The organism is Chthoniobacterales bacterium (genome assembly GCA_039930045.1).
Classification (GTDB): domain Bacteria; phylum Verrucomicrobiota; class Verrucomicrobiia; order Chthoniobacterales; family DASVRZ01; genus DASVRZ01.
The window spans coordinates 1-11274 of sequence record JBDSQB010000020.1 but is presented as its reverse complement, the minus strand read 5'-3'; the positions used below and the strand labels follow the sequence as shown (position 1 = coordinate 11274).

Sequence of the window (11274 nt, the reverse complement as noted above, 5' to 3'; positions counted from 1 at the left end):
CCTTGGGAATCTTCAATCGAGGCGAGCAGGCGGTCCAGGTTGGCATGAACAAGCTGAAGAAAGCGATGGGGATAGGAGACAAGGTGATAGCGCGTGATCTCTGGCGCCAGCAGGACATCCCTGATTTTAACGCGATGAAATCCACGTTCACCATTCCGGCCTCTGGCGTCGTTCTGCTGAAACTGTCGCCGAAAAGATAGCAGCTTGGGACCTTCGATTTTCGCACCTGCTGAAACAAAGCCTATTTTTCCCACTCGTGAAACCACTACACATGATCCGACAATCACTTCCCCGACTACTCCGCCTAGTCCCGGTTGGCGCTGCGCTTCTCGCATTGAACGCGTCCGCCGCCCTCGTGCCTGACAAGCCGCCGCAACCACCCGTGCGCGTGCCGCAGACGGACCAGGGCGTTACCCAGCTTTCCGACGAGCAGATGAAATGGCTCCTCGATGCGAAGTTCGGCATGTTCATTCACTGGGGGCTCTATTCAGGTCCGGGCAAAGGCGAGTGGATGATGCACAATCAAGGCATCTCCCCCGAGAAATACCGCAAATACGCGTTGCCCGAGAGCGGTAATGACTACTTCGACGCGAAGGACTTTCATCCCGAGCAATGGGCCGCGCTGGCCCGCGAAGCCGGCATGAAGTGGATGTGCCTCACCACGCGTCATCACGACGGTTTTTCCCTCTTCGACAGCCCGCACCCGAACGCCTTCACCAGCCAGCAGACGCTGGGCCGCGACCTCGTTGGGGAATACGTGAAAGCCTGCCGCGATGCGGAGCTCAAGGTTGGCCTCTACTACTCGCCGCTCAGTTGGCGCTACCCTGGCTATTACGACGTCACCGGCCAGGACATGAAGCCAAACAAATTCGGCTACAAGCAAGATCCGTCGGACAAGGAGAACGCCCGGCTGATGAAGGAGGAGAACTACGTGAACGTGAAAAAGCTCCTCACTGGCTACGGTCATATTGATCACATCTACTGGGACGGAGGCTGGCTAGCGCAGAAAGGCAAAGACGCCGACGCTGCGTTCTTCCATGAGCCCGGCAGATACCTCGATCCGAAAAATGAGTGGCCTATCCCGGCGAAATACCAGGACCGTGAAGAGGGCACCGACAAGCCGCTCGGCATCATGGGCATGGTGCGCAAATACCAGCCTGACACCATCACGAATCTCCGCTACGGCTGGATCGGCGACCTCAAGGAGGAAGAAGGTCCGGGTGAGACAAAAGGCCCGATCCGCAACGAGTTCTATTGCGACAAGTGCATGACCATACAGCACGGCGCGTGGGGTTACGACAAGAGATGCCTGACTGCGGACAAAATCTTTAGCGTCAACGAACTCATCAACTACCTTGCCAACAGTGTCGTGCGTAACATGAGCTACTTGCTCAACGTCTCACCCGACCGTCATGGTGTGATTCCCGAGGTCCAACAGCAGCGGCTTCGCGAAATGGGCGCGTGGCTAACTAAAACAGGCGATGCGATCTACGGCACACGTGGCGGTCCGTGGGAGCCTGTTGACAGCCAATACGGCTACACCTACAAGGACTCTACGGTTTTCGCCCACCTCCTCAAAGGCTACGCCGGTGACAGCTTTCAGATTCCGCCCATGGGCCGGCTCAAGGTCGTGAAGGTCCACGACGTTTACACCGGAAAGCCTCTGCCTTACACGCCGCGCGACGGCGGCATCACGGTGACCGGCATCGACCGCGAATCCTCGCCCGCCGACACGATCATCGCGGTGGTCTACGACCAACCCGTCAACAACGTCTGGAAAAACTGATTCCATGTGGCCCGGCATCCGCAAATTCGAGTGATCGGCGTATTCCAACCGACCAAGCTATATCCATGAAACCATTACACACGATCCACCTCGGGCGCGCCGCAGCCTCCTTCTTCCAATGAAATTCAAATACCCGTTCCTCTCCTTGCTGGCCATCACGGCGCTCCCGCTTGTTGCCGACACGTCTGCGCCCGACGCGATGCTCGGCCGGACACCGCATTCGGCCAACCCCATCCTGCCGGGCTACTACGCCGACCCTTCCATCGTTCAGGACGGCGGCAAGACCTACCTCTACGCCACCCTCGATCCCTGGGGCGGCGACACCCTCGGATGCTGGGAGTCCGCCGACTTCAAAAACTGGACTTACCGTGTCCTGAACTGGCCCACGAAAAAAGCCTGCACCAGCCCGACCTCCAAAGGCGCCAAAGTCTGGGCGCCCTCCGTCGTCGCCGGTCGTGACGGCAAGTTCTACATGTATGTCTCGGTGGGCAGCGAGGTGTGGGCCGGGGTGGCCGACCACCCGCTCGGCCCTTGGCACAACGCCCTCGGAGATCGTCCGCTGATTCCGTCCGACGCAAAGCCCGGCTACCACATGATCGATGCCGAGGCCTTCATCGACGACGACGGCCAGGCCTACCTCTACTGGGGCTCCGGCTGGAACTGGGTTAACGGCCGTTGCTGGGCGGTGAAACTCAAGCCCGACATGGTCACCTTCGACGGCGAAGTTCACGACGTGACCCCCGCCCGTTACTTCGAGGGACCGTTCATGGTGAAGCGCCACGGCCGCTACTTCCTGATGAACTCGACCGGCAAGACCACCGAGACCACCTACGCCGTCGAGTATGCCGTCGGCGACACTCCCTTCGGCCCCTTCGTTGATGGTCCCAACACCCCGGTCCTCACCAGCGACCCGGCGAACAACATCCTCAGCCCCGGCCACCACGCCATCTTCCAGCGCGAGGGTCGCGACTACATCCTCTACCACCGGCACAGCGTCCCGTTTAACCGCAAGTTCGTCGGACGCCAGGTCTGCGTCGATCCGATCACCTTCACGCCCGATGGCCGCATCGAGAAAATCAACCCCACCCACCAAGGGCCGCTGCTCGCGCAAGGCCGGGCCGAATCCCTGGCGAAACTTTCCTCCGCCGCGAAGATCACCGCCTCCAGCCAGGCCGACGCCTTCACCGCGGCGGCCTGCGTGCTCGACGACAACTACGGCACCCGCTGGGCCGCCGCCAGCGACGCGAAGGGCGCATGGATTCAACTGGATCTCGGCGCGACGCAATCGATCCAGCGCCAGCTCATCCGCCCGGAATATGCGTGGAAGCCCTATCGGTTCACCATCGAGGCCTCGACCGACGGCCAGAATTGGCAAGTCGTCGATGACTTTTCGAAACAACCCGTGAGCGGCTCGCCCATCGTGAGTGAAAAACCGGTGACCGCGCGCTACCTGCGCCTCGTTTTCCCCGATGACGTAAAAGGCTCCGACATCTCGCTCATCGAGTGGACCGTCCTTCCAAAATGAGCGAACACCGTTCCATCCGCCGCCGTTCCGCCACGCTTCTCGCCGGTTTCATGGCCGTCCTGTCATTCTCGTCCGCCCGGGCCGAGGCTCCCGCCACGATCACCGTCGATCCCGCCGAGACGCGCGGCGTCTGGGAAGGATGGGGAACTTCGCTCGCCTGGTTCGGCAAGGTCTTTGGCGATCGCGACGATCTTGCCGATGTGCTCTTCACGACCAAGCGCGTCGAACTCGCGGGCGAACCGCTCCCCGGCCTCGGCATGAACATCGTCCGCTACAACGCCGGCGCCTGCAGTTGGAACGAAATCGACGGACGCCGCATGGTCGTTTCAAAGACCATTCTCCCGTTCCGGCAGATCGAGGGCTTCTGGCTCGACGGCAAAAACCCGAATCCGGATTCCGACAGCTGGAACTGGTCGGTGGACGCCAACCAGCGCGCCCTGCTGCTGAAAGCCAAGGCACGCGGCGCCGATCACTTCGAGCTCTTCTCCAACTCGCCCATGTGGTGGATGACGAAGAACGACAACCCTTCCGGCAACGCGGACAAGCGCACCGACAACCTGCCGCCGGAAAACTACGGCGCGTTCGCCACCTACCTCGCCACCATCGCCGCCCACGCGCGGAGCCATTGGGGCGTCACCTTCACCAGCGTGGACCCCTTCAACGAGCCGATCTCCGGCAACTGGTTCGCCGACTGCAAACAGGAGGGCGCGCAGTTCAATGTTCCCGGCCAGATCGCTTTTCTCCCCGTCCTGCGCGCAGAGCTCGACCGCCAGGGCCTGAAAGACCTGCCCATCGTCGCATCCGACGAGACCAGCTACGACCAGGCGCTCAAGGCCTGGCGCGGTTATCCACCCGAGGCGCGGGCCTTGGTCGCGCGCTTCAACGTCCACGGTTATCAAGGTGCCGCCGGCGATCGCGCCGGCCTGCGCCGCGAAGTCGCGATTGAAGCCGGCAAGCCGGTCTGGAACTCCGAGCACGGCGACAAGCAAGCCAGCGGCCTGGAAATGGCGCGCAATCTTCACCGCGACATGGCCGTGCTCCGGCCGCTCGCCTGGTGCTACTGGCAGCCGCTCGATGGCGGCAACAACGGTGGCTGGGGCTTCATCGCCGCCGACATGGAAAAAGGCCGGATCCTGCGCGCCAACCCGAAGCACTTTGTCTTCGCCCAATACAGCCGCCACATCCGTCCCGACATGACGATTCTCGGCTCCAACGAGTCCAATACCATCGTCGCCTACGACGCTCGCGCCCGCCGCCTCGTCCTCGCCACGCTCAACGACGGACCCGCCCGCACCGTTTCTTACGATCTCTCGCGCTTTCGCAGCTCCGCCGCCCGCGTGCAACGCTTCGTCACCGAGATGGACGGCGCCGCCCGCTACGCCGAACTCCCCGAGGCGCAGGTTTCCGACGGACGCCTCACGGTCTCCTTCCCCGCCAACTCCGTGCAGACGCTGATCCTTTCCGACATCGCCCCTCTTTAATCCGGGGCGTCTCTAACATATGAAAATAAGCCACCTCTCGCTCGTCATCACCGCCTTGTTTTTCGGTTCGTCCGTTTTTGCCGAAACCGTCGCGGTCGAGTCACCGGATGGTCACCTCAAGCTGACCATCGAAGTCGCCGCCGACGGCGCCGTGACGCACGCGCTGGCCCTTGACGGCAAGCCGCTGATCTCGCCCTCGCCGGCGGGCTTCTCCGGCGGACGTTTTGTCGGCGTGACGCGGCGCGCGGAAAACTCCGTGTGGAAACCGGTCTGGGGTAAGCGCACCGTCGTGACCGACCGCTACCGCGAGGCCACGATTGATCTCGGAGCCTATCAGCTCAAAGCCCGCGCTTACGACGAAGGCGTCGCTTTCCGCTACGTGTTTCCCGGCCAAAAACCGACCGGGGCCGAAGCCACCGCCTTCCACTTCGCGGGCGACTACACCGCCTGGTATTACAACGGCGAGAATCCCAACATCGGCCCGGAAAAACTCAGCGCCGCCAAAGGCCAACGCCGGCCCGTGGTGACGCTCAAAACCGACGGCGGCGATTATCTGGCCCTGCATGAGGCCGATCTCCCCGAGGGCGAACCCCTCCTCTTTGACGCCAAAGGCGGCGACACCACGCTCCGCATTGCCTCCAAGCCCACCACCTCGTGGCACGTGGTCATGTTCGGCCGCACACCAGGCGCGCTGGTGGATTCCCACCTCATCGAGCTGCTCAACCCGCCGCCGCCCGCGGGCATGGATTTCTCCTGGGTTAAGCCGGGCGTGGCCGTCTGGGACTGGCGTATCAACGGCGCGAAAGTGGACGGCTTCAAATACGAGATGTCGCTGCCGTCCTGGAAACGCATGATCGATTTCGCAGCGGAAAACGGAATCGCTCACCTCGTCCTGGACGCGAATTGGTATGGCGCGGAATTCGGCCACAATTCCGACCCGGTGAAGGGCGGCAAAGTGAATCAAGTGAAGGAGATCATCGCTTACGGCAAAGCGAAGAAGGTGGGCGTCTGGCTTTACCTGAACGACATTGGCGGCCGTAAGTTCCCCCTCGACGACACGCTGAAGCAGTATGGCGAATGGGGTGCGGCGGGCGTCAAATACGGTTTCATGACCGGTTCTCCCGAAGAGAAAAACCACCGCACGCGCCTAGTCACCGAGCTGTGCGCGAAGAACAAATTACTCTGCGATTACCACGACGGTCCGGTTCACCCCTATGGCCAGATGCGCACGTGGCCGAACGCGGTGACGCGCGAGTTCTGCCATTCCCAACTCGACGGCCATAAGGTCTTCAGCCCCTCAACCTTTGTCACGAGCGTCTTCGTGAACATGCTGGCCGGTCCGCTCGACATGAACAACGGCTTGGCCGATCTCACCCAAGCCGGCCGCGTGGATCACGGAAAGCCCGTGCCTTCCACGCTCACAGCCGAGATTGCGCGCACGCTGATCGTGTTTTCCGGCGCCACCATCATTCCGGACATTCCCGAATACTACCGCAAGCACCCCGAACTACTGCGCTTCATCGCCGCCGAGCGCATGCCGTGGCGCGAGAGCAAGACGCTCGCCGGCGAGATCGGCGACTACATCGTCATGGCCCGCCAGTCGGCGGACGGCGCCTGGCTGATCGGCGCGGCCACCAACGAATCACCGCGCGAGCTGGAAGTGCCCTTGTCCTTCCTGCCTTCCGGCAAATACGAGGCGCTCATCATTCAAGACGGCCCGAACTCCGACTACCGCACCCAGGCCGAAGATTATCAGGCCGAGACGCGCGTGGTCTCCTCCGCCGACACGCTGCGCGTCAAATTGGCCCCCGGCGGCGGGGCCTGTGTTTTGATCACCCAAAAACGATAGGGCCTCGAACTCCGCTTCCGTCCGCGCTTCTCGCCTAAATCTCCACACTCCACACCTCACAATTCCCATGATGTTTCGTTCCGTCTTCCTTTTCGCGGTCGCGATTGCTTCGACCCTGGGGGCGGCTCCATCTTCGATGGACTCCGCGTTCCCGGTCCTGCGCCCGAAGAGCACCGTCGTTCTTATTGGCGACTCGATCACCGACGGAGGCCGCGCCCGCAAGGGACAGGACTACAACCACACAATGGGGCAGGGCTACGCGTTCCTGATCGCGGGGCTGCTGGGGGATCAGCTCGCCGAGCGCGACCTCACGTTCATCAACCGCGGCATCAGCGGCGATACCGTGCCCGACCTCCAGGCACGATGGAAAGCGGACGTGCTCGACCTGAAGCCGGACTTCCTGAGCATCCTCATCGGAGTGAACGACACGTTTACCCCGAAAGGAACAGGGGAAACGGTTGAGCAATACGAGCAGGGCTACGACAAGCTGCTCGGCGGGACGCTCGCCGCGCTGCCGGGTGTGAAGATCGTGCTTGGCCAGCCGTTTCTGCTGCCGGTTGGGAAATTCAAGGACAACTACGCCACCTCGTTTGCCAAGTTGAAGGAGCGCCAGGCGGCCGTTGATCGCCTCGCCGCGAAATACCATCTGCCCGTGATCCGTTACCAAGAGGCGTTCGATGCCGCCTGCCGACGCGCCCCCGCCGATCACTGGTGCTGGGACGGCGTGCATCCGCACTATGCCGGCCACGCCCTCATGGCCCGTGAATGGGTAAAAGCGGTTTCCTTGCTGAAGTAAGCCAATGGCCACCCGCGAAAATTTCCAGAAAACGCACATGATCCGTCTTCCTCTTCATTCGTTCGTCAGTGCGCTGTTGCTGACCGCAATCATGGTCACGGGCTCCGCTCGCGCCGCCGAAAACATCCGTCTCGCCTGCGTCGGCGACAGCATCACCGAGGGCTACACCCTCCGCGACAAAGCCCGTGATGCTTATCCCTCGCAGCTTGGCCGTCTCCTCGGTCCAGATTGGACGGTCCGTAACTTCGGCGTAAGTGGCGCCACGCTCATGCCTGCCGGCGATCTCCCCTACGACCGCCAGCCGGCGCTTGCCGCCGCGCTTGCGTGGAAGCCCGAAGTCGTCGTCATCGCCCTGGGCACAAACGACAGCAAGGAATTCAACATCGGCCGCCACCCGGGTGATTTCGACCCGGGCTACCACGCCCTCATCGCGAAATTTCGCCAGGCGAATCCCCAAGCCAAGATTTTCGTTTGCCTGCCGCCGCCGGCTTTTGCCGACGTCATGAACATCCGTGCGGATACCCTTCGCAATGACATTGTCCGCCGCATCCGGAAGGTCGCTTCGGAGGAAAAGATCCCGATCATCGATCTCGAGCAGCCGCTGCGTTCCGAGGTTGCTCATTTTCCCGACAAAATTCATCCCGACCCTGAGGGGGCCGCGAAAATCGCCCGGAGCGTTTACGGCGAAGTCATGAGCGCCACCCAACCCGGAGCGAAGTCCCTCGACCCGGCCGTCAACACAGCCCTCCTTCCCGTTCCTTCCCTCGAGCGCGATTCTTACAACTGGTGGACTCGCCACGCCGATGCCCTGGCCGCCGGCCCTCGCATCCGCCCCGACATCGTTCTCCTCGGCGACTCGATCACCCACTTCTGGGGCGGAGAGCCCCGTGCCAGATCCGCCAATGGGCCACTTGCGTGGAAAAGCACCTTCGAGACGCTTCCCGTTCTCAATCTCGGATTCGGCTGGGACCGCACGCAGAATCTGCTCTGGCGCATCGACCACGGAGAGCTCGATGGCCTCCGTCCGAAGCTCGTTATCCTCAACATCGGCACCAACAACCTCAGCGCCACGAACAATGCCCGCGCCAACACGCCGCAGGAAATCGTCGAAGCCATCGCTGTCATCCGTGAGCGCGTTCGCCAAAAGTGCCCGGGTGCGCACTTGATCGTCATGGGAGTCTTCCCTCGCGGTCCGCAACCCAATCACCCCTTCCGCGCTCCCATCGCGGCAATAGACGCCCTCCTTGGCAAGTGCCTTGCCGGCCTCCCCGACACCACGTTTCTCGATATCGGCTCACGTTTTCTCGCTCCGGACGGCTCGCTTCCTCGCGACATGATGCCCGACGGCATTCATCCCTCCGAGGCCGGCTACGCCATCTGGGGGCGCGCGCTCACTGAAAGCGGCCTCATCCGATAACCTCGCTCCTTGAGTTTCACCATGATAAAACTGAATCATCCCACCCTCCCGATCTTGCTCGGTTGCCTCATGAGCACCGCACCGATCACTTTGCCGGCCGCCGTCGAGCGGGTGCAGCCTCATTCCCGCGGCGCCTCGCTCCAGCTCACCGAGGGCCGCCTTCAGGTTGATTTTGTCACGGACCGCATCGCCCGCGTGCGCGCCACCAAGAACGCCGACTGGTCCAAGGCGCCCAGCCTGATGCGCGTCGAGGTCGCCGAAGTCCCCGGTAGGATCCGGGTCAAAGAATCGTCCGACGCCGTCGAACTGCGCTCCGACAAGCTCGTCGTTCGCATCGACCGAGCCTCGGAGGCGGTTTCGTATTTCGACGCCGACGGCAAGCCGCTCCTCACCGAGCACCCCTCGCAACCCCGCACGTTAGAACGCGTGGAGGTGATCAAGTCGCTCGCCGATCCCGCTTCCATCACGAAGGTGACAACCGTGGACGGCGAGCGCGAACGGGTGGGCAACTACATCCAGCGCAAAGATCGCGACGCGTGGCGGGGCAAGGTCTCCTTCCGCTTCGCCGACGACGAAGCGCTCTACGGCCTCGGCTTTGACGAAACCTCGGACCTCAACCTGCGCGGCACCACGAAGCGCCTCTACCAACATAATCTGCGCATCCTGGTCCCTTCGCTGGTTTCCACTCGCGGCTACGGGCTGCTCTTCGACGCCTACTCGGCGATGACTTTCGCCGATGGGGCCAACGGCGGTTCGATGACCTTCGACGTGATTGACGACCTCGACTACTACTTCATCGCCGGCCCCGACATGGACGGCGCGGTCGTGGGTTACCGCCAGCTGACCGGCGCCGCGACGATGCTGCCCCGTTGGTCCTTCGGCTATGTGCAGTCCAAGGAGCGCTACAAATCGCAGAACGAGCTGATCAACACGGTGAAGGAGTTTCGCCAACGACAGATACCGATCGATGGCATCGTGCAGGACTGGAACTACTGGATCGGCGGCCAGTGGGGCGGCGACCCTGATCCGAAATTCTATCCCGACATCGCCGCGATGACGAAAGCGATTCACGCCCAGAACGCCCACGTGATGATTTCGATCTGGCCGAATCCCAGCCCGAAATCCACGGCGGGCAAGGCACTGGCCGCGGGCGGCTACACGCTGGCCGGAACGACCTTTTTCGACGCGTTCAATCCCAAGGCCCGCGAGGTTTATTGGAACTCCATCTGGCAGATTCTAGGCCGGCACGGCATCGACGCGTGGTGGTGCGACTCGACCGAGCCGGATATGGCTGACTGGACGGGCGGGGTGCGCCCGGCGGATGCGGATAGCAAAAATATCGCCGGCCTCGCCAAGATCATCGATCCCCAATTCCTCAACGCCTACGCGCTCGAAGATTCAACCGGCATCTACGAAAACTCGCGCAAGTCGTCGCCAGATCGGCGCGTGCTGAACCTCACCCGCTCCGGCTACGCCGGCAGCCAGCGCACCGGCTCGGTGCTCTGGACGGGCGACATCCCGGCGAAATGGAGCAAGCTGACTCAGCAGGTGGTCGCGATGCAGAGCTTCAGCGCGTCGGGCACTCCCTACGTCAACTTCGATATCGGCGCGTTTCTTGTGAAGCGCGGGAAGCAGTGGTTTTGGAACGGCGATTTTGACAAAGGCGTCGAGGACTCCGGCTATCGCGAGCTTTACACGCGCTGGCTCCAGGTCGGGGCGTTCCTGCCGATGTTCCGCAGTCACGGCACCGACACGCCGCGCGAGCCGTGGCGCTTCGGCAAACCAGGCACGCAGTTTTACGATGCGATCATCGATTCGATCAACCTGCGCTACCAGTTGCTCCCTTACTTTTACTCGCTCGCCGGTGAAGTTTCGCTGCATGGCGCGTCCTTCCTGCGTCCGCTGGCGTTCGCCTTTCCGCAGGATGAAAAGACGCACGACCTGAAGACGCAGTTCCTCGTCGGCGATGCCTTCATGGTCGCGCCGGTGCTGACGCCACAGCAATTCGGCCCCAATTCGACGCCCATCGCCAATGCCGCGAAAACCCGCGAGGTTTATCTGCCCAAAGGCGCGACATGGTTCGATTTCTGGACCGGCAAACGATCCGACGGCGGTCAGACAATCCAGGCTGAAACGCCGCTTGCGCAGATTCCGCTCTTCGTGAGGGCCGGCAGCATCGTGCCAATGGGACCGCGCGTGCAATACACCAACGAAAAGCCGGACGCCCCCATCGAGCTGCGCGTCTATCCCGGCGCTGACGGTACCTTCACCCTCTACGAAGACGAAGGCGACGGCTATGGTTACGAAAAGGGCAGGCACGCCACCATCCCGTTCACTTGGAATGATAGCACGCGCACCCTCGTCATCGGCGCGCGCCAAGGCGAATTCCCCGGCATGTTGAAGACCCGAACCTTCCACGT

The 11274-nt window shown here is 62.2% G+C and carries 8 protein-coding genes; all 8 read left to right on the top strand.

Annotated features, from left to right (window positions below):
• Positions 1-200 (top strand): glycoside hydrolase family 27 protein (locus tag ABIT76_14980; GenBank protein MEO7934452.1); only part of this gene is annotated, 200 nt, incomplete at its 5' end.
• 56 nt (positions 201-256) lie between these two features.
• Positions 257-1786: an alpha-L-fucosidase gene (locus ABIT76_14975; GenBank protein ID MEO7934451.1), complete on the top strand. Its 1530-nt coding sequence runs from the start codon at positions 257-259 to the stop codon at positions 1784-1786.
• A 118-nt stretch (positions 1787-1904) separates the two neighbouring features.
• Entirely contained in the window at positions 1905-3311 is a 1407-nt protein-coding gene (locus ABIT76_14970; GenBank protein MEO7934450.1) for a family 43 glycosylhydrolase, read from the top strand.
• Positions 3308-4792, top strand: coding sequence for a glycoside hydrolase (locus ABIT76_14965; protein MEO7934449.1), 1485 nt, complete (start codon positions 3308-3310; stop codon positions 4790-4792). The genes ABIT76_14970 and ABIT76_14965 overlap by 4 nt, the downstream gene beginning before the upstream one ends.
• Positions 4793-4811: 19 nt before the next feature.
• On the top strand, positions 4812-6641 hold the full coding sequence (locus tag ABIT76_14960) for a glycoside hydrolase family 97 catalytic domain-containing protein (GenBank protein MEO7934448.1): 1830 nt from the start codon (positions 4812-4814) through the stop codon (positions 6639-6641).
• Positions 6642-6708: 67 nt separating this feature from the next.
• Positions 6709-7437 carry an SGNH/GDSL hydrolase family protein gene (locus ABIT76_14955; protein MEO7934447.1) on the top strand — a complete coding sequence of 243 codons (729 nt, stop codon included), beginning with the start codon at positions 6709-6711 and terminating at the stop codon, positions 7435-7437.
• 37 nt (positions 7438-7474) lie between these two features.
• A complete protein-coding gene (locus ABIT76_14950) occupies positions 7475-8854 on the top strand; it encodes a GDSL-type esterase/lipase family protein (protein ID MEO7934446.1) in 1380 nt (459 codons plus the stop codon).
• A gap of 21 nt (positions 8855-8875) precedes the next feature.
• A partial coding sequence (locus ABIT76_14945; protein MEO7934445.1) for a glycoside hydrolase family 31 protein occupies positions 8876-11274 on the top strand: 2399 nt, incomplete at its 3' end.

Excerpts from the sequence above, each read along its gene's own strand:
- ABIT76_14970 (MEO7934450.1), top strand. The coding sequence starts at position 1,905 with ATGAAATTCAAATACCCGTTCCTCTCCTTGCTGGCCATCACGGCGCTC.
- ABIT76_14965 (MEO7934449.1), top strand. The coding sequence starts at position 3,308 with ATGAGCGAACACCGTTCCATCCGCCGCCGTTCCGCCACGCTTCTCGCC.
- ABIT76_14960 (MEO7934448.1), top strand. The coding sequence starts at position 4,812 with ATGAAAATAAGCCACCTCTCGCTCGTCATCACCGCCTTGTTTTTCGGT.
- ABIT76_14955 (MEO7934447.1), top strand. The coding sequence starts at position 6,709 with ATGATGTTTCGTTCCGTCTTCCTTTTCGCGGTCGCGATTGCTTCGACC.
- ABIT76_14950 (MEO7934446.1), top strand. The coding sequence starts at position 7,475 with ATGATCCGTCTTCCTCTTCATTCGTTCGTCAGTGCGCTGTTGCTGACC.